Consider the following 19,095-nt stretch of genomic DNA (forward strand, 5'->3'; position numbering starts at 1 on the left):
AAATGACTCCCTTCAATGTAATTTTTTTTATCGCTCTGCCTTATGCCGCTTTGTTGATGTTTTTTGTCGGAACGATTTATAGGTATAAGGCTACGAAGTTTAAATTTTCTTCCTTGTCGTCTCAATTTTTAGAAACAAGGAAGCTTTACTGGGGTTCGGTTCCGTTTCATTGGGGAATATTATTTTTGGCTTTTGGACACTTAATTGCTTTTCTTTTCCCAAGTTCAATTTTAGCTTGGAATCAACAACCAATAAGATTGATCATTCTTGAAGTAAGTGCATTTGTCGGCGGTGTAGTTACGTTACTGGGACTGATCAATTTATTCTATCGACGGATAACAGATGCACGTTTGAGAAAAGTTACAAGTTTAATAGACATTCTTTTAGAAGCATTATTAGTCACCGAAATATTCTTGGGACTTTGGGTTGCCTTCGGGTTCAGATGGGGATCATCCTGGTTCGCAACTGTTCTTTCGCCTTACTTAAAATCAATTTTCACATTTAGCCCGAACATCGATGCAGTTGTTATGCTTCCATTCATCATTCAACTACACATAATTCTCGCATTCGTAATATTTCTAATAATTCCGTTTACCCGGCTTGTACATTTACTCGTCTATCCGCTTAGTTATTTATGGCGACCTTATCAAAAAGTTATTTGGTATTGGGATAGAAAACAGATCCGAAATCCCCATACGAAATGGAATATACATAAACCGAAAAATAATTAGACGAAAGAACTATATAAGACAGATATTTCGTTTATACAACTTGATAAGTTAATTACTTGTCGGATTATACCGATAATCGTAACAAATGAATAATAATCACGGAATAAGAGAAGTATGGTAGAAAAAGCAACCGGTAAATCATACCAAATATTGTTTATGAATACGTTTGCATTTACAATCTGTTTTGCGGCGTGGACAATAAACGGTGTTTTGGTAACATTTCTTGTAGATACCGGAACATTTAATTGGAGCAGTGTAGAAGTCGGCTGGCTTCTCGGTATTCCGATCCTATCGGGTTCAATTTTCAGATTCCCAATCGGGATGTTAACCGATAAATTCGGCGGAAAAATTGTTTTCAGTACAATATTATTCTTCTGCAGTATACCTTTGTTTTTATTAGCCTATGCAAACAGCTTTACAATATTTGCTCTGCTTAGTTTTCTTTTTGGGTTAACCGGAGCAAGCTTTGCAAGCGGTATAGCATTTACTTCACTTTGGTTTCCAAAGAGCAAGCAGGGAACAGCTCTTGGGATATTTGGAGTGGGTACTGCCGGTACCGCTTTAACTGCGCTTATTGCTCCAAGTCTTTTAGATTTTCTGACGGATAACGGTGCGCACGTAGAAGGTTGGAGAATTCTACCTCAAATATATGCGACAGTCTTAATTCTGATGGGAATCCTTTTCATTTTTTTTACAAAGAACAAGCTGCCCGAAAAAACAAAATCTTTTAAGGAATTATTCCATCCTTTAAAAAATATACGTCTTTGGAGATTCGGCTTATATTATTTCCTTGTATTCGGTTGTTTTGTAGCTTTTTCTCAATGGCTGGTACCTTATTATGTAAACGCTTATTATCTTTCCTTAGTTACCGCCGGGTTTTTAACATCATTATTCAGTATGCCGGCTGGTTTATTTCGTGCACTCGGCGGATGGCTTGCGGATAAATTCGGCGCAAGAAGAGTTATGTACGGTGTTTTCAGCGCTTCAATTATTTTGTCGTTTCTTTTAATCTTTCCCAGAATGGAAATTTATTCACCCGGTTACGGGGTAACGGCAAACCAGAGTGGAGAAATAACGGATGTAAATGAAAATTATATCGAAATCGAAGGAGAAAGGCTGGAACTGACTCCAAAAGATGCAGAGTCATATCATGAAGATAAAAACATGCTGGTTTTGCCCAGAATTGAAGCTTGGCACGAACCTGTTGTTTCAACCGGCGAAGAAGTAAAAAGAAAGGAACTAGTAGCAAGAGGAGTAACAAGAATATTTTTCCAGGCAAATGTATGGATATTTTCGGGATTGGTTTTTCTGATCGGTGTTGCCTGGGGTATCGGGATGGGCGGTGTGTATAAATTTATTCCCGAATATTTTCCTAACGAAGTCGGGGTAGTCGGCGGTGCAGTAGGTGTTCTCGGCGGTCTTGGCGGATTTTTCTTCCCTATCGTTTTCGGTTATGCATTAAGTTTTACAGGGATATGGACTTCAAGCTGGTTTTTAATGCTCTTGCTTTCTTTAATATGTTTTGCTTGGTTCCACTCGGTTGTTACAAAAATGCTTAATAGTAAATCACCGGAACTTATCAGCAAGTTTGAATCAGCGGGTTAACGTTTGATTGTTCTTTGAAATTATGTTCGGTTACTTTAAGAAATGAGATGGTGGATAAAGTAGACCGGTTTTATTTCTCGTAGGTAAGCAGCTCCGTCAACTGGTTATAAACGGAACGTAAAAACCCTATAAAAGCTAAACCCCAGGCAGCTAAAGCAATGTATATAAAATATTCTGGTATTTGGTTTAAAAAACTCATGTCCATAGCTTCAGCCATGCGGTAAGTACCGGCTGTGTACATTCCCAAAGGAAACACAGCACCCCAGTATAAAGGATCGTATTTTAAAGGAAAGCGTTTATAACCATGCCTCCAAACCGCCAAAATAAATAACATCGGAATCCACCATGTGCCTGTTACCCAGTAAAAAATTGTAAACCCCTTCAGAAAGGGTTGAATTGAAACCAAAAACGGAGCGTGGTCGATACTTAGAATCAATAGAGAGCCGGCTAAAGTAGAAATTGCCATTGCACCCATATTGATCCAATAAGGCGGTGAAAGGTCGGCAGGTGAAAACCTGAAAAAAGTATATCGGTAAAAGATTAACGAAATCATCCAAATATACAACATTCCACCCCAAAGCCACATGCAAAGAGCAAAGAAGTTCATTTGCAATTTGTAAGGTTGCTCAAGTTTTACCGCTATAAGTGCACTTAATACGGCAATTGATTGGGTAGCAACTACCGCTAATAGCCAGGCACCGGTTATACCTTTGTCTAATGTCGGTTTATTTTCTTTTACTGTAAAAGCAGTAAAAATTGTATAGTTGAGTATAATCCAAAGTATAATCCCGATCAACCAAAATATAAATGCAGTGTAATAATCTTGCTTTATTACTACAAACTGGCTGCCGAGAATGCACGACCCTGCTACTATTGTAAAAAATCCGGGTCCAAGCTGATGATCTATGAGATCGCTAATATATTTCTTGAAATCATAAATAATTCGTAGTAATGAAAAAAAACACAATGAAATATAAAACCAGAGGTTTAACCAGAATAACACGTATGCAATTGTTTTTAATTCGAGTAGATAACATGAGATGGAAACTATTCCGGTAGACATCACCATTGCGAAATATGCCGGATGTAATTTCTTCGCAAGATTCGGGATGCGGGATAGAAAACTTGTTATTTGAATGTTTTTCAATCTATTCGATAAAGTTTTTGAATTGATAAGAAATTTAACAGCAACGACAACAACTATCAATTGTTATTACAATTTTTATTGCAAGTTCCGGTAAATTTATTGTGTATATAAAACAACAAAAAGAATCGTTATGAACATAATAATAGAAAATAGAAGTAAAATAAGAGACATTGTAAAAGAATATTATTCAACTTCAAAAGTTTTTAAAAAATACGGTATTGATTTTTATTGTGGAGGAAATAAAACTCTGGAAGAGGTGTCGATCTTTAATAAAATTTCTCTCGAACAATTGAAAAATGAATTAACCGATCAAATCATTCAAGCAAATCCGGTTGACAATTCTAATTTTAAGCATTGGTCAACAGGTTTTCTAACAGATTTTATAATCCGTGTCCATCATAATTATATTAAGAGTAATGTAGCTGTAATTACGGAGCATATTGACAAATCGGTTAAAAAATGCAAAAAGGATTATCAAAGATTTATAACCATTAAAACGTTATTTGAAGAAATAGCTGATGAACTATTAAGTCATTTGACCAAAGAAGAAGAAGAATTATTCCCGTATATAAAAGAATTGTCTTTTGCTGTAGAGAATAAACTGGCTCTTAACCGGTTAGAATTCGGTATTATAAAAAACCCTGTTCGTGTAATGGAATTTGAACATGAAAATACAACTAATATACTTAAACAAATAAGAAAGACGAGTCAAGATTTTTCGATAGATAATTTAGCTTGCGATGAAGGTAAGAAAGTATACAGAAAGCTAATTGAATTTGAAGAAAATATGCAGCAACATGTTCATCTTGAAAATAATATTTTATTTCCAAAAGTAATAGAACTTGAAAAAATATTAAATGAGGATTCCAAATGAGTAATATTAATAAAGGTATAAAAGACGACCCGATAAGAAGATTTGTTGAAAAAGATTCCGGTGAAGAGATGTCGCCATTCGATCCGCCCGATGCTTTTGATCCGCAAAACATTGAACCTGTTCCTTACGAAGAACTTCACCCGTTTCTTAAAAAGCTTGCGGATGAACACACCGCATTCTCCGACGTTTTGAGCGGATTTGAAGAAGCATTAATCAAATGGCGTGAAAACAATTGGCAGTTTGATGAAGAAATAGACGAAAAATTTAAAAACTTCTTCGAGTTTATTGATGAGAAAGTTCCGGCGCACAATCAAAAAGAAGAAAAAGATTTATTTCCTCTATTGAACAAAAAACTTATTGAGATAGGCGAGCACAATTCGAAAGATTCTTCTCTAACCGGAATAAGTATTATGGAAGATGAACATATAAAAGTAGCACAGGCTGCAGCTATTGTTTTTAACTTCTTGGGATTGGGTTCTCGTTTTCCGGATCAACGTTCAAAAGAGATAACGTTTGAAGCTGCTTTCGATCAAGCTATTGCAATTATCGAGACTATGAAACTGCACATTTTCAGAGAAGAAAATATTCTCTTTTCCCAGGCTATGAAATTGTTTGATAAGAATGAATTCGATGCATTAAAATGAATTTGAAGGAAGGTTAACTATGTTTTTTCAGAAAAATATTACATACGGTATAAAAGCGGTACTTTATCTCTCTAGATTTGACGATAATGAAATTCGTTCCTCGAAGGATATTTCCCATGCCTTACATATTCCAAAAGAATTCACTTCAAAAGTGCTCCAATCACTAACTAAAAGCGGAATTATCTATTCTCAGAGAGGGAAAGGAGGCGGGTTTCGTTTAGCAAGAGATCCTGCGAATATAAGAATCATTGATGTGATTTTTGAACTTAACAAAGCAGCGGACTTAAAATTGTGCCTTTTCGGTTTTAAGGAATGTAAATTTGGGGGAAAATGCCCAATGCATGACTCGTTGGATAAAGTTAGAGATGAATTTTGCGATATTATACATAATCATAGCGTCAAAGAGTTACTCACTTCAGGTTGGTTTAGGTTTTAGAAATACTTTAGCAACTCATCTTTCGTGGATTTTTTATTTAGCAACGATATGGAAAAAACGGTTACTCTCATGTGAATCAGACTTTAGTTGAAATCGTTTATTAAAAGAATCCACAATTTATTTATCTTATACTCTTTTAACTCACTCGACCCCGTAAATACAGATGGAAAAAATAGATCAAAAATCGACATTAAAATCTATCCCGGTTTTTTCGGAACTTTCTATTGAACAGTTAAGAGAAATTTCTGAAATAGGTTCAATTCATAAATATTCAAAGGGCGAAAATTTATTCAGAGCCGGAGATTATTACCGCGGCTTTTATATTCTGCTTAAAGGAATAGTAAAAGTCTACGACCTAAACAAAGAAGGCAAAGAAACAGTGATTCATATTATTAAGCCTGTCAATGTATTCGCGGATATCCCTTTGTTTGAAGGTAAAAATTACCCGGTTAGCGCAGATGCAATTGAAGATAGTATTGCTTTATTTATACCGAAAGAAGAATTTATTAATCTTATAATGAACAATCCGGAAATATCCCTTAAAATGTTGGCGGGATTTGCAAAACGTATGAAGTCGTTAGTCAAACAAATTGAAGACCTTTCATCAAAAGAAGTAATTAACAGGCTGGCAAAATATATAATAAAAGAAGTGAAAAAAAGCGGAACAGAAAACCTGCCCGAACCTTTCATAAAATTAGCTGCTCCTAAGTCTGTAATAGCCTCTTACATAGGTACAATAACCGAAACATTTTCAAGAACTTTAAATAAACTTCAAAGTGAAAAAATTATACGGGTACAGGGCAAAAAAATATTTATTAATAATTTATCCGAGCTAAAAAAACTTGCTGACAATTAGACTTATTCCTTTTCAATAAAAATGTAATAAACTGACTTAAGTCAAAGAACGCGATAACAATCCGCATTATATTGCTTCCATTAATTCAAAAGCACTGTAATAAAATGGAGGTATAAATGCCAAATCAACTTGATATTCGTTCGGTTCAACCAAGAGAAAAACACCCGACAATCTTCAAAACCTTTGATGAATTAAATGCAGGCGAAACATTTCAATTAATTAACGATCACGACCCGATGCCGCTTTATTACCAGTTTCAAGCGGAAAGACCGGAGCAGTTCGGATGGGAATATGTTGAACAAGGTCCCGAAGTATGGCGGGTTAATATTTCAAAAAAGGGGTTAACGTAAGGGTGAATTATAATGATTACCAAAGAAATGAGGGTATCTCACGTCTTACAACAGTATCCCGATACTCTCGAAATATTTATTAAAGCGAGTCCGCACTTTTCGAAATTAAAAAATAAAATTTTACGGAAAGCTTTAGCGGGGCGGGTTACCGTGGAACAAGCCGCTAAAATTGGCGGCGTTGACTTGTATAACTTTTTGTTTGAATTAAATAAGGCTATTAACCAATTACCGGATAATTTTGAAAAGATGATGAACAGACCTAAACAAGAAGAAGAGTTGGGAACGAATAAACCTGAATTCTTGATAAACGCTGAAAGAGGGAAAATAAAAGAACTTGATGTAAGACCTATTATCGATGAAGGAAAAGACCCGCTCTCGACAATAATGAACTTTGTAAAAAATATTGCCGATGACGAAATATTTCTGTTAATCAATTCATTCGAACCTCTACCGTTATACACTGTTCTCGGGAACAAAGGATTTGAACATTTTACCGAAAAGGTGGATAACACATTCAAAGTTTACTTTTATAAAACCGGTAAAGAGCATGGTATAAAAGAAGATAAAGCAAATCAAATCGATGATACGTTCGCAATTAATTTATCGGGTTACGAAAACGTGATTGAAATAAATGTAAGAGAGCTTCCTCCACCGGAACCAATGATGAAAGTGTTTGAAACATTACCGCGGGTAGATGAAAATACTCTTTTGCTTGTACATCATCACCGCGAACCGTTGATGCTTTATCCCAAACTTGAAGAACGAGGATACCGGGCGCAGTCAAATAAAATTGAAGAAAATTATTACAAGGTATTTATTGTAAAGAAATGAGAAATGATTAACACAAATTCCATAGCGTCTTCGTATTCGCCCCCTATTAAAATAGTAATAAAATATATGGGAACCGCGGTTCTTGCTTTTGTGCTTCTTACATTTTTACAACTTCTGGAATACGAAACCATAACCGGTCATCATTTTCAACCTAAAATACTTGCACTTACACACATTGCTACCCTGGGCTGGATAACAATGATAATTTTCGGCGCACTGTTTCAGCTTGTACCGGTTGTACTCGAGGTTAAACTATTCAGCGAAGTTCTTGCCGAAATTCAGTATTGGATTTATTTAATCGGTGCTGCCGGACTAGTATATGGTTTTTGGGTTTTCGATAGTAAGAATTTTATAATGCCCTCGGCAATTGTTCTTAATGCTGCTATGTTAATCTTTGCGTTCAATATGATAATGACATTTATAAGAGTTAAGAAATGGAATATTACAGGCTACTATCTTGCGGCTGCCGTGTTCTATCTTATCGTTACTGCCGTAGCCGGCTTGCTTTTAAGTATAAACCTTTATACGCCGTATATAAAAATTAATCACTTGCAATACTTGAATTTACACGCTCACATTGCGTTTGTAGGCTGGGTTTCCTTTGTAGTTATGGGAGTTACATATAAATTAATTCCTATGTTTACGCTTTCTCATAAATATTCTACCAAATCTGCTTTAGGGGCTTTTGTTTTAATTAACACAGGACTGCTCGGAATTTCGACGGCTATGCATTACGAAAATACTACGATCTTCTTTTACTTCTTTGTAATCTTAATTGCTGTAGGAATATTTTTATTTCTTTACCAGGTTTACATGATTTTTAAGAACAGGGTAAGAAGAAAACTCGATGTGGGGCTCGAGCTTTCTGTCGCGGCATTTATTTTTTTCGGTATCAGTACTTTAACCGGACTTATCACTGGGGTTGGAAATTTAAGTGATGTAAGAAACCTAAGTTTAATCTACGGGTACCTAATTGTGTTCGGTTACTTGTCGATGTTAATAATCGGGCAGCTTCATAAAATATTGCCTTTTCTAAGATGGTATCATAAGTACAGCAGCAAAGCTGGTAAGGAAAATGTACCTATGCTGAAAGATATGTACAGCGAAAAAGTAGGTTATTCAATACTTTATCTTATGCTTTCCGGTATGGCGGTGTTAACTATTTCATTTATACTCGATATTCAAATCGGGGTATTAATTGCATTTATATTGTTTTTCACCGCTTCAATTCTGTTTATGATTAATATGATAACGGTACTTAGAAGATAGAAAGGAAAAAAGATGGTTACCGAAGAACTAGTTCGTCAAAAACTAAAAAGCGTAATCGATCCCGAAGTTGGTTTTAATATTGTTGATATGGGTCTAGTTTACGGTATAGATATAAAAGATAAAAAAGTAATTATAACAATGACACTAACAACACCGGGCTGCCCAATGCACGACAGCATTACGGAATGGGCGGAAAGAGTTGTAAAACAACTCGACCCGGTAATGGATGTTAAAATCAATCTTGTTTGGGAACCGCAATGGACGCCCGATATGATGAGTAATGAAATTAAAGAATTGTTAGGATACTAAAATGTTTACCACAGTAAGATATTTTGTAAAAACCAGCATAATATTTTTAATCCTCGGAATATCAACCGGATTATATATGTCGTTTGCAAAAAATGTTTTTGAAACTGGTTATAGTTATGATTTGGTATCGGCGCATACTCACGTAATCTTAGTTGGTTCGGTAATGATGATGATTATGGGCGTTGCATTATGGTTTTTCCCCCGTGCTGAAAAGAAAGACAAGAGATACAATCCCGATTTAATTTTAATTGTGTACTGGATGATGACAACGGCAACTGCGCTAAGATTTATTTCGCAAGCAGCATTGTCGTTTTATTTTGTTCGGTGGCTCAATGTTATTGTAACGATTGCCTCCACTTTACAAGTGATTGCTATGACGCTCTTCTTTTATTCGATGTGGGGAAGAATAAGACCTGTCGGCAGCCAGTATAGAGAAGCGAAAGGAGAAAAATTTTAATGATGCTTATAACCGATGATTGTATAAATTGCACCGCCTGTGCGGTCGAATGCCCGCGTGATGCGGTATTGGAACCCGGCAAAGAGCGAGATGTAAACGGCATTATATTTCCGTCTTTATCGGAGGATCATTATTTTATAGTTACGGAAATTTGTGATGAATGTTCACAGTTGAACGAAATAAAATGTGTCGCAGTTTGTCCAATGAATGCAATTGAAGTCAATTAAAATCTACCGAGGTTGGAATGAATTCAATTAAAGATGAAACACTTGCCGAATTCTTAGATGATTTCATGCATATTGAATACAGGGGAAAGGACCATATAATTGCGCGTCAGCATTATCGTGAAGTGTTTAATGACCTTATACCTAGATATTTTGAGAATAATAATGAAGTACAGGAACCACTCCAATCAAAACAATCTGAATCAACAGGGAACGGGAACATTGTAATAATTGGCGCAGGCTACGGCGGTTTAACAGCAGCTTTACGCTTAGAAAAATACCTTAGAAAAGATTGCAGATATAAAATTCATTTAATAGACAAGAATCCCTATCACACAATAAAAACACAGCTTCATGAAGCGGCTGTTCGCAAAGAAGAGGTCTCAATTCCATTAGACCGAATTTTACGAAAGAAAAACATTTCGTTTCACATCGGTACTGTAATCAATATTGATATTAAGCATAAACAAATAGAAATGGATTCGAAGTTTATCGGCTATGATTTTTTGGTTATAGCAATCGGTAGTAAGGTTAATTATTATGATATCCCCGGAATGGAAGAGCATTCCTTACCGTTACAAACTTTGCAAGATGCAGATAAAATTTATAACCATATCTCAAAAATATGTGCCCAAACAGCTTCCGAAAATGATTCGATGATTAGAAAGAATAAATTACGTTTTGTAATCGGCGGCGGCGGACTTTCGGGTGTTGAGTTTGCCGGAGAGCTTGCCGATCATACTTCGGCTTGCATTAAAAATTATAATGTAAGAAATGATGAATTGGAAATAATAATAATCGAGGCTGCTGATAGACTTGTTCCTTTTATGGAGCCGGGATATTCTCAAAAAATTAAAGAGAAACTAATAAATAAGGGGGTACGGGTTTTAACTAAAACCAAAATTGCACGACGCACAAAAGATGAAATTGTGCTTGCCGATGGAAAAGAAATTAAAACAAAAAACTTTATTTGGACAGGCGGCATTCGTGTTTCGGAACTTTTGAAAAACGGCGGGTTAGAAACCGACCAAACAGGTAAAGTAATTGTCGATGAACATCTGCATGCAAAAAGTGATAATAATATCTATGTAATAGGTGATAGTGCAAACGCAATAAATCCTTACACCGGCAAAACGGTTCCTGCCGCTGCACAATTTGCGCTGCAGCAGGGTAGGGTGGTTGCAATAAATATTTTTAGCGAAACAACAGGTAGGCAGAAAAAGAAATATTACCCAAAAGTAACAGGCGAGGTAGTTAGTTTAGGTAAACATTTAGCAATTGGGTGGATGGCTCTCCCCCTAATCAAAAAAGTAACCTTTGTGGGTTTTCTCGGAAGACTTCTCAAAGCAGCTATTAAAGAGAAACATATTTTTCTGCTCAGAAAAGAAAGCAGAAATTGGATTACATACTAAACTAATTTATAAAAATCATATTAATAAATTTAAGGAGCATCAGTGAACGAATTATTGAAAAAAACAGTTGGAGAAATTGTTACGGAAGATTACCGGACAGCGGAGATATTTAAATCGCATAAAATTGATTTTTGCTGCAACGGCGGAAAAATTTTTAACGAAGTACTATCAGTAAAAAATTTAGATGCGGATAAAATTATTTCGGAGCTAAATTCCGTAAAACAAAACAACAATAATGGATCTGTAGATTTTGATTCCTGGGAACTTGATTTACTTGCAGATTATATTGAGAAAAAACATCATCGATATGTAGAAGTAAAAACACCGGAATTAAAACAATATCTTGCAAAACTCTGTAAGGTACATGGTGAAAATCATCCGGAGCTTTTTGAAATAAATGAACACTTTAATAAGTCTGCCGGCGAACTGGCAATGCACATGAAAAAGGAAGAATTAATTTTGTTCCCTTATGTTAGAAAAATGGCTGCCGCAAAACAAAATAATGAAAAGATAGATTTACCCCAATTCGGAACAGTCGAAAACCCAATTCAAGCTATGATGCATGAACATGATAACGAGGGAGAACGATTTAGACAAATAGCAGAGATATCAAATAATTACACACCGCCCGCAGATGGATGTAATACTTATCGCGTTACGTTTGCATTGCTGAAGGAGTTCCAAGATGACCTGCATCTGCATATTCATTTAGAAAATAACATTCTATTTCCGAAAGCTATTGAATATGAAAAAATGATGAAGTAAAGAATTGCCGATTGGGTTTTAAACAAAACAATATCTTTTGAATATAATTAAGGAGATGGGTATGAGTGATTTTAAATTGAAAATACTCAGTGTCCAAAATGATACTCATGATGTAAAAGTGTTGAAGTTAGAAAAACCAAATGGGTATAAATTTACACCTGGGCAGGCGGCTGATGTTGCAGTAAACAAACCCAACTTCACCAATCAAAAACGTTCATTTACATTTACAGGATTAAATGATTGGGATTATCTGGAGTTTACTATAAAAATATATAACAATCATAAGGGCGTTACAAAAGAAATAGGACAACTAAAATCGGGTGACGAACTTATTATAAGCGAGTCTTGGGGAGCAATAGAATACAAGGGCGAAGGAACTTTTATTGCAGGCGGTGCCGGTATTACGCCCTTTATTGCAATTTTACGAAAGCTGGAAGCTGAGAATAAAATTGGCAGCAATAGATTAATATTTGCAAACAAAACATCGGATGATATAATTCACAAAGATGAATTCAGCAGAATGCTGGGTAAAAATTTCATAAATATTTTGTCGGATGAAAATGCCGAAGGTTATGCCGAGGGCTTTATAACCGAAGAGTTTCTAAAATCATCGGTAAAAGATTTTGATAAAAAGTTTTATCTATGCGGACCTCCGCCAATGATGGAAGCTTTAGAAAAGCAACTAGCAAATCTTAAGGTTGATAAAGATGCGATTATTAAGGAACAATTTTAGTTGATCATCTGAAAGCTGCCTGCGAATAAAACATACGGTAAATTATTTATAAGTGTTATCTAAGAAAAAATTAAAAAGAATTTATGATGAAAACGGAAAACCTATATCCTTCAACAAGCAAAAAACTGAATGATGAAAAAGCATCTTTGTCACCAAATATTATTAGTACATGGCGCAATTTCAGTAAAACTGTTTTTGAAGAAGGGGCGCTCGATATAAAAACAAAACAGCTTATAGCGGTTGCATCTGCTCATATTACACAGTGTCCTTATTGTATAAGAGCGCACACAAAGCAGGCAATGCAGAGCGGAGCCAGCAAAGAAGAAATTATGGAAGCAATTTGGATTGCTGCAGAAATGCGCGCAGGTGCAGCCTATGCACACGCAGGCATTGCTATGGATGAAATGGACAAATCCTAATTTTGCTATGATGCAAGCGACTTAGTAGCAAAATATCTATTTGATCTTTTTTTGAACGTGAAATAAAATTGTATAAATCGGAAAGAGAAAATTTAGGTAGGGGAATACTGAAGATGCCTTTGTTAAAATTTTCAATCAATGATGAAATTAAAAAACTATTAAAAGAATTCGGTTGGTTGAACGTAGACCGCAAGGCTGTTACTCTTCGGAAAAATAATAAGCTGCGGGTAATATTAATTTAGTTGCGTAAAGGTGATTCGCTGCTCGAACACAAGGTCGAAGGAGCGATAACTCTGTTTCTGCTGTTCGGTAATCTTAATTTTGCTGTCAGAGATACAAAAACTAGAATTAAATCAAACAGTATGATCGTTTTAGATAGAGCAATTTTTCATGATGTGGAGGCACCGGATGATTCATCTTTTGCTCTCACAATTGTTCAACTTTAGATGGCAGCTAATTACTTTGTTTTTTAAGCAAGATTGGAGCAAAGAAAAATGATATATCAAATAAAATTTCCATTTGCGGTAGTATCAGTATTTATGTGGATCGGTTTTGTATCGGCAATCAGTTTTTTAGAAGCTTGGCTTAAATTTAAGGCACCCGGTATTACGCTCCCGCTTGGTCTTGGAATCGGGAAACTTGTATTCGGGGCGCTGAATAAAGTTGAATGGGCATTGGCATTCATTATTATATTGAATTTTGTATTGGCAGATGGAAAAATAATTACTATCCATAATTTAGCATATTTTCTACCAGTTGTTATTTTATTGATCCAAACATTTTGGCTGCTTCCTATTCTCGGTGAAAGAGCTGATCTGTATATAAATAATCAAAGTGTACCCGGATCAAATATTCATTTTTTATTTATTGCATTGGAGGTAATAAAAGTTATCTCGCTCATAATTTTTGGGATGGGTTTGTTTAAATCGGTAAAGCAGTATATTTCTTGATTTTCTGACCCAATAAAATAGTTTGTAACCGTATGAATGAAAATTACTCTAAGAAGATGAAGGAATGTTTGAAAGATGAGTTAAGAATGAAAAGCATAATAAATACTATCTTTATAGTACTCACAATATATTTAACCAATTTTACTACCATATTTGCTCAGCCAGTAGATAAAACTAAAGTTAGGTCACTAATTAGCCTTCTCGATTACATCGGTACGGACTATCCCAATGCAATTTCGGATGGCAAAATTATCAATGAAATGGAATACGAGGAGATGAAGGAATTTGGGGAAGAGATTGAAAAATTATTTAGTGTTGTTGCTTCCCAATTAGTATTTGAAAGTGAGAATAAGATTGAGAAATCCATCCTCATGTTAAGTCGATCAATTAATAACAAAATTAATGCTAATGAATTAGCGCGCATTTCCACATCTATTAAAAAAGCGATTTTAAAATTGAATTTGATATCTGTAACCCCAAAACACTGGCCGGATATTATAAACGGGGAAAATCTTTTTGATGAAAATTGCGCTTCGTGTCATGGTTCAGAAGGAGTGAAAGAGACTGCGGTAATAAAAAATCTAAATCCCGCTCCAGCCGATATGCTGGATCATTCACTTATGAGAAAAATAGCACCTCTGCAAATTTATAACACAGTCCGATTAGGCGTAAGCGGAACAGCAATGCCCCCATTCGATAATTTAACAGATGAACAAATTTGGGATGTTGCTTTTTACGTAAGTGCGCTTCGCTATCTAAATGATTACGAAAATTCAACAGAGTTAGTACAGGTAATTAATTCTGCTTCTACAAAGGTTTCGTTTGAAGAACTTGCACTCTACAGCGATGAAGGACTTTTATCTGAGAAGCTTATTGATAAAAACGATAATTACAAAAATACAATTGCATCCTTACGCTTGCACAAGCCGGAACATCAAAAGAAAGTAACAATTGAAATCGCAGCAAAAATGTTGGAGAGTGCACGCAAGCAATATGAAAAAGGCAGTATAGAAATAGCAGAAGAAAGGGCACTCGCTGCATATCTAGAAGGTATAGAGCCGTTTGAGTCGCAGCTTCAAAGCATAGACCCCAATTTGAAGAATGAAATCGAATCAGCCATGTTTCGTATTAGATCGGAAATAAGTGGCGGGATAGAAGTAAAAAAATTGAATGCTTCAGTTGCCGAGACAGTGAATCTAATTAACAAAGCAAGTCACTTGTTAACCGAACAAAAATTCACATTTTGGGTATCATTTGCACTAGCCGCTTCAATAATATTGCGCGAGGGAATAGAAGCCTTTCTAATTATAATTACAATACTAAGTGTGCTTAAATCCGTAGGTGCAGGCTGGGCGGAAAAATTTGTTCATGCAGGATGGATATCTGCGCTATTTATCGGAATAGTAAGCATGTTTTTTGTCAATCTGATAATCTCATTCGGTGCGCAAAATAGAGAATTAATGGAAGGATTTGGTTCTCTCTTTCCTGTTTTAATTCTTCTTTACGTTGGATTTTGGCTTCACAGTAAAACCGAAGCAAAACGGTGGAAAGACTTTGTTGAAAACAAAATAGTTAGATTAGTACGCGGTAAAAATTTGATCGGGCTGGCTGTGCTTTCGTTTGTTGTTGTATTCCGCGAGGCTTTTGAATCTGTTATTTTCTTATCAACAATAAATTTAGAATCAAGTGAAGGTGGAATGAACGGCAGCTATTTTGGTGCGGGTATTTCTTTGTTAGTTGTTTTGACCATTTCATGGGCTGCCGTAAAGTTTGCGGTAAAACTACCCATAGCTAAGCTTTTCAAATATTCAGCTTTTACTTTAGCTGTACTATCTATTATCATAATGGGGAAAGCAATTCACTCCTTACAAGAGGGAGGATATATTGGAGTGACTCAAATTACCGATCACTTAAAACTTAGCTTTATCGGATTTTATCCCACGGTAGAAACAACTTTTTCACAAATTGCTTTATTAATTTTAACAATTATTCTTTGGAAATACGCGGGCAGAATCCCTGTAAAAAGGCGAGTAGTTAATAAATATAAAAAATGATCCGGCATTATCCGGTTTTTACACAATCCCAAAAATAATCTTACCACAACTGACTTAAGTCAAGGAACTCATTTTGAGTGCCGACTATTTTTACAATGCGAATCAAATAAGATAATCAAAAACAGCATTTCAATGAAATTAGAAGAAGGACAAGAAAATAATGTATGAATTTTACATAATTATAAGAACAATACATCAGTTAGCCGGAGCACTCTGGTTGGGCGAAGTTTTAGTTCTCAATTTTATACTTTTACCTGTTCTTTCAAAATACGAAGGGGATTTAAGAAAACGGGTAATCACTTCAATATTCCCCAGAGTCTTTAAGCTTGCTTCAATCTTATCTGCGACTGTAGTTATTACAGGCTTGTACATGGTTTTTTATCTTACAAAAGGGAACCTTGAAGTTTTACTGGATGGTAGATGGGGGTTATCAATTCTAATTGGCGGTTCTCTTGGAATTTTGTTGACTATATTTCATTTCTTCTTGGAAAATAAACTAGCAAAAAAAATCATGCTTGGTAAGCAGGGAGAGAATGAGAAATTAGCAGAAGTGCATCTGAAAATGAAAATTGTTCCAAGAATAGGGTTAACTATATTAATTATAATCTTCCTTTTGATGATCAATGCGGTTCATGGAATTATTTAATTAAGATATTATCTAATAAACATACTGAAAGTGAATCAGTTGTATAATATTTTATGCTTACCACTTCCCTTTTGGCTAATTTATAGATTAGATAATCAGAGATTGTGATAGACCATAAAAATCTCATTAAGAATTCCATCAAGTTCGTGATCAAAGTTTTCTATCACCTTTACATCCGCAGCATCAAAAAGCTTTTTTGCATTTTCTTCGATTTTTTTACAAACCACCGCATTAACACCTTTGCTAATTAAGAGTTGGGCACTAAAGATTTCCGAGCTTGGTGAGGTGCTATAATTATTAGCTATTTTCTCCAATATTTTGTTTTCTAATAAGTCGAAGACAATAAAGAGTCTCGTTGTAGAAATGGATTCCGCTATAATGGGTAACTTTCCTTCGCCTATTGAACAGACTGCTATTCTCATCAAATCCTCTATTATATATGAATATTTTAGCAACAATTAGGCCAAAGAAAATCTAACTCTTCAATCTCACTTTAAATTGAATTTTTTCATCTTTCTCCATAATGTGGTTTTGTTTATACCTAAAGCCTCAGCGGTTTTGATACGGTTACCATTAAATTTCTTTAACATGCTTTCGATTAGTTCCTTTTCTGCATTATCCAGTGGTTTTTCAACTAATTCCCTTTCGTCTGTATGGTCTAATTCCCCAGACGTATTCTGGAATCTTTCAGGCAGGTGCCCAGTATGAATCGCTTCCGAATTTGAAACAACAAATGCATGCTCAATTACATTTTCCAATTCTCGAATATTGCCGGGCCACTCATAGTTGGAAACAAGCTTTAAAGCATTTGGTGAGATATAATGAATATCCTTTTTGAATTTTTTGTTGAATTTTTCTATAAAGTGATTAATCAAGCTTGGAATATCATCACGCCGTTCTTTTAGAGGTGGCAGATGGATATTAATGACATTTATTCTATAAAAAAGATCCTCCCTAAAGCGCCCTTCCCTAATTTCCTTTTCTAAATTTCTGTGAGTTGCAGAAATTATTCTGGCTTTTAACTCAATAGTTTCAGTTCCGCCGACTCTCTCAAATTGTCTATTTTCTAATACGCGCAATAACTTAACTTGAATTGATAATGGAATATCACCGATTTCGTCAATGAATAAAGTACCTTCTCCGGCTAGTTCAAAACGTCCCGGTTTTGTGCGAATGGCACCGGTAAAAGCACCTTTTTCGTGACCAAATAGTTCACTTTCCAACAATGTCTCGGCAAAAGCAGAACAATTTACAGCAACAAAAGGTGTCGACTTCCTTTCACTATTAATATGAATTGATCGGGCAATAATCTCCTTGCCGGTTCCACTTTTTCCGGTAATAAGAACAGTACTATCGGTGTTAACAACATTTTGCATAAGATTGTAAACTTTTAACATCGACTTGCTGCGCCCAATGATGTTTTTGAAATGATACCTTTCGGTAATATGATCAGTTAGATTTTTGACGACACTAATATCTTCAAAGGTTACAACACGTCCTATTTTTTCTCCGGCAGTATTTAATAGAGAGGCAGAGTTAATTCTAACCGGCACACGAGTTCCATTCCTTCTTATAATAGTTGTTTCTCTTAATAAGTTAGAGTAGTGCTCTGCTATAAATGATTTCAGTTGTGCGTCTTGCTTACTATCCTCTGAAAGTAGAATTTCCCAATATTTTTTATTTATAGCTTCTTTTTCTGTAAACCCGGTTATTTGTTCAGCAGCTTTATTGAAAGCAGTAATCTCCCACTCTGTATTAACTGTAAAAGTTCCCTCTAAAAGGCTATTAAAAATAATTTCAAGTTTATTTTTTTCCTGTATTACTTCATCTTTCTTAGCAGCTAGGGCTTTTTGTAGAGAAAGAGTTTCATTGGTATCTCTGAAAACCATTATTAGTCCAATAATACCTTGATTTGGTTGTATTAAGGGAGTAATTGAAGCGGTTATTAATAGTTCTTTATTATCCGTGCATGTAATTGTTAAAGAAATATTCGAGAAAAATTCACCGGTGGATAAACTGCTAATTATATATACTTCTCTTTCATTTTCTTTTGGAAATAAAAAACTTATATCCTTTGAAATAACTTCATTACTTCCAAATCCTGTAATTCTACAAGCAGCATCATCAAAAACAATTACTTTTTGTTCCTTATTAATTGCAATGACACCATCTGCCGCTAAAGAGTCGATTTGAAGACTATTTTTATTCATGTCTGCTAGAAAATTATTATTGAATTAGTTTAACACAGTGCTCTAATATATTCAAAGACTATTTGTAAAATTACAGAAACAATTTGATATTCCCCACGTTATCAAAAAGGTTGCAAGAATGTAATCAGCTTAGTTCTTTTCGTTTCAGTTCTGCAATCTCTCCATTCAAACAA

The 19,095-nt window shown here is 35.1% G+C and carries 23 protein-coding genes; 20 read left to right on the forward strand and 3 right to left on the reverse strand.

Annotation, left to right across the window (positions count from 1 at the left end; genetic code table 11):
- Nucleotides 1-2 precede the first annotated feature (2 nt).
- Together narI and QY331_02255 are read left to right on the forward strand one after the other, a co-directional pair.
- Nucleotides 3-731, forward strand: coding sequence for a respiratory nitrate reductase subunit gamma (gene narI / locus QY331_02250; GenBank protein ID WKZ70075.1), 729 nt, complete (start codon nucleotides 3-5; stop codon nucleotides 729-731).
- 114 nt (nucleotides 732-845) lie between these two features.
- A complete protein-coding gene (locus tag QY331_02255) occupies nucleotides 846-2,336 on the forward strand; it encodes an MFS transporter (GenBank protein ID WKZ70076.1) in 1,491 nt (496 codons plus the stop codon).
- Between the two features lie 70 nt (nucleotides 2,337-2,406).
- On the opposite strand, the gene QY331_02260 is transcribed toward QY331_02255, so the two are convergent.
- Nucleotides 2,407-3,543: a tellurite resistance/C4-dicarboxylate transporter family protein gene (locus tag QY331_02260; protein WKZ70077.1), complete on the reverse strand. Its 1,137-nt coding sequence runs from the start codon at nucleotides 3,541-3,543 to the stop codon at nucleotides 2,407-2,409.
- Between the two features lie 70 nt (nucleotides 3,544-3,613).
- Here QY331_02260 and QY331_02265 point away from each other — a divergent pair, with 70 nt between their 5' ends.
- The 18 genes from QY331_02265 (at nucleotide 3,614) to QY331_02350 (ending at nucleotide 16,712) form a co-directional block, all read left to right on the forward strand.
- Nucleotides 3,614-4,357, forward strand: a complete 744-nt coding sequence (locus QY331_02265) for a DUF542 domain-containing protein (GenBank protein ID WKZ70078.1) — start codon at nucleotides 3,614-3,616, stop codon at nucleotides 4,355-4,357.
- Complete coding sequence (locus QY331_02270; GenBank protein ID WKZ70079.1) at nucleotides 4,354-5,001, forward strand: hemerythrin domain-containing protein; 648 nt, start codon at nucleotides 4,354-4,356, stop codon at nucleotides 4,999-5,001. The genes QY331_02265 and QY331_02270 overlap by 4 nt, the downstream gene beginning before the upstream one ends.
- A 19-nt stretch (nucleotides 5,002-5,020) precedes the next feature.
- Nucleotides 5,021-5,437, forward strand: a complete 417-nt coding sequence (locus tag QY331_02275) for an Rrf2 family transcriptional regulator (protein ID WKZ70080.1) — start codon at nucleotides 5,021-5,023, stop codon at nucleotides 5,435-5,437.
- A gap of 163 nt (nucleotides 5,438-5,600) precedes the next feature.
- On the forward strand, nucleotides 5,601-6,293 hold the full coding sequence (locus QY331_02280; protein ID WKZ70081.1) for a Crp/Fnr family transcriptional regulator: 693 nt from the start codon (nucleotides 5,601-5,603) through the stop codon (nucleotides 6,291-6,293).
- A gap of 116 nt (nucleotides 6,294-6,409) precedes the next feature.
- Complete coding sequence (locus QY331_02285; protein ID WKZ70082.1) at nucleotides 6,410-6,643, forward strand: DUF2249 domain-containing protein; 234 nt, start codon at nucleotides 6,410-6,412, stop codon at nucleotides 6,641-6,643.
- Between the two features lie 12 nt (nucleotides 6,644-6,655).
- Nucleotides 6,656-7,474 carry a DUF2249 domain-containing protein gene (locus tag QY331_02290; protein ID WKZ70083.1) on the forward strand — a complete coding sequence of 273 codons (819 nt, stop codon included), beginning with the start codon at nucleotides 6,656-6,658 and terminating at the stop codon, nucleotides 7,472-7,474.
- A gap of 3 nt (nucleotides 7,475-7,477) precedes the next feature.
- A complete protein-coding gene (locus QY331_02295) occupies nucleotides 7,478-8,743 on the forward strand; it encodes a hypothetical protein (GenBank protein ID WKZ70084.1) in 1,266 nt (421 codons plus the stop codon).
- Nucleotides 8,744-8,755: 12 nt separating this feature from the next.
- A complete protein-coding gene (locus QY331_02300; GenBank protein WKZ70085.1) occupies nucleotides 8,756-9,052 on the forward strand; it encodes a metal-sulfur cluster assembly factor in 297 nt (98 codons plus the stop codon).
- A 1-nt stretch (nucleotide 9,053) separates the two neighbouring features.
- Nucleotides 9,054-9,509: a cbb3-type cytochrome c oxidase subunit I gene (locus QY331_02305; protein ID WKZ70086.1), complete on the forward strand. Its 456-nt coding sequence runs from the start codon at nucleotides 9,054-9,056 to the stop codon at nucleotides 9,507-9,509.
- Entirely contained in the window at nucleotides 9,509-9,736 is a 228-nt protein-coding gene (locus tag QY331_02310) for a 4Fe-4S dicluster domain-containing protein (GenBank protein ID WKZ70087.1), read from the forward strand. Before QY331_02305 ends, QY331_02310 begins: the two co-directional genes overlap by 1 nt.
- 17 nt (nucleotides 9,737-9,753) lie before the next feature.
- Nucleotides 9,754-11,145: an NAD(P)/FAD-dependent oxidoreductase gene (locus tag QY331_02315; protein WKZ70088.1), complete on the forward strand. Its 1,392-nt coding sequence runs from the start codon at nucleotides 9,754-9,756 to the stop codon at nucleotides 11,143-11,145.
- Nucleotides 11,146-11,187: 42 nt separating this feature from the next.
- Nucleotides 11,188-11,910, forward strand: a complete 723-nt coding sequence (gene ric, locus QY331_02320) for an iron-sulfur cluster repair di-iron protein (protein WKZ70089.1) — start codon at nucleotides 11,188-11,190, stop codon at nucleotides 11,908-11,910.
- 61 nt (nucleotides 11,911-11,971) lie between these two features.
- The gene (locus QY331_02325; GenBank protein WKZ70090.1) at nucleotides 11,972-12,643 is read left to right on the forward strand and encodes an FAD-binding oxidoreductase; all 672 of its coding nucleotides are present in this window, start codon (nucleotides 11,972-11,974) and stop codon (nucleotides 12,641-12,643) included.
- Nucleotides 12,644-12,726: 83 nt separating this feature from the next.
- Nucleotides 12,727-13,062, forward strand: a complete 336-nt coding sequence (locus tag QY331_02330) for a carboxymuconolactone decarboxylase family protein (GenBank protein WKZ70091.1) — start codon at nucleotides 12,727-12,729, stop codon at nucleotides 13,060-13,062.
- Nucleotides 13,063-13,304: 242 nt separating this feature from the next.
- A complete protein-coding gene (locus QY331_02335) occupies nucleotides 13,305-13,508 on the forward strand; it encodes a hypothetical protein (protein ID WKZ70092.1) in 204 nt (67 codons plus the stop codon).
- Nucleotides 13,509-13,556: 48 nt separating this feature from the next.
- Nucleotides 13,557-14,012 (forward strand): hypothetical protein, encoded by a 456-nt coding sequence (locus QY331_02340; protein ID WKZ70093.1) that lies wholly within the window; start codon nucleotides 13,557-13,559, stop codon nucleotides 14,010-14,012.
- An 86-nt stretch (nucleotides 14,013-14,098) separates the two neighbouring features.
- Nucleotides 14,099-16,066, forward strand: a complete 1,968-nt coding sequence (locus QY331_02345) for an FTR1 family protein (GenBank protein ID WKZ70094.1) — start codon at nucleotides 14,099-14,101, stop codon at nucleotides 16,064-16,066.
- A 160-nt stretch (nucleotides 16,067-16,226) separates the two neighbouring features.
- Nucleotides 16,227-16,712, forward strand: coding sequence for a hypothetical protein (locus QY331_02350; protein WKZ70095.1), 486 nt, complete (start codon nucleotides 16,227-16,229; stop codon nucleotides 16,710-16,712).
- Between the two features lie 95 nt (nucleotides 16,713-16,807).
- On the opposite strand, the gene QY331_02355 is transcribed toward QY331_02350, so the two are convergent.
- Together QY331_02355 and QY331_02360 are read right to left on the reverse strand one after the other, a co-directional pair.
- Complete coding sequence (locus tag QY331_02355; protein WKZ70096.1) at nucleotides 16,808-17,134, reverse strand: NifB/NifX family molybdenum-iron cluster-binding protein; 327 nt, start codon at nucleotides 17,132-17,134, stop codon at nucleotides 16,808-16,810.
- Nucleotides 17,135-17,200: 66 nt separating this feature from the next.
- Nucleotides 17,201-18,922 carry a sigma 54-interacting transcriptional regulator gene (locus tag QY331_02360; protein ID WKZ70097.1) on the reverse strand — a complete coding sequence of 574 codons (1,722 nt, stop codon included), beginning with the start codon at nucleotides 18,920-18,922 and terminating at the stop codon, nucleotides 17,201-17,203.
- Between the last annotated feature and the right edge of the window lie 173 nt (nucleotides 18,923-19,095).

It is taken from the genome of Melioribacteraceae bacterium, from assembly GCA_030584085.1.
Classification (GTDB): Bacteria; Bacteroidota; Ignavibacteria; order Ignavibacteriales; family Melioribacteraceae; genus SURF-28.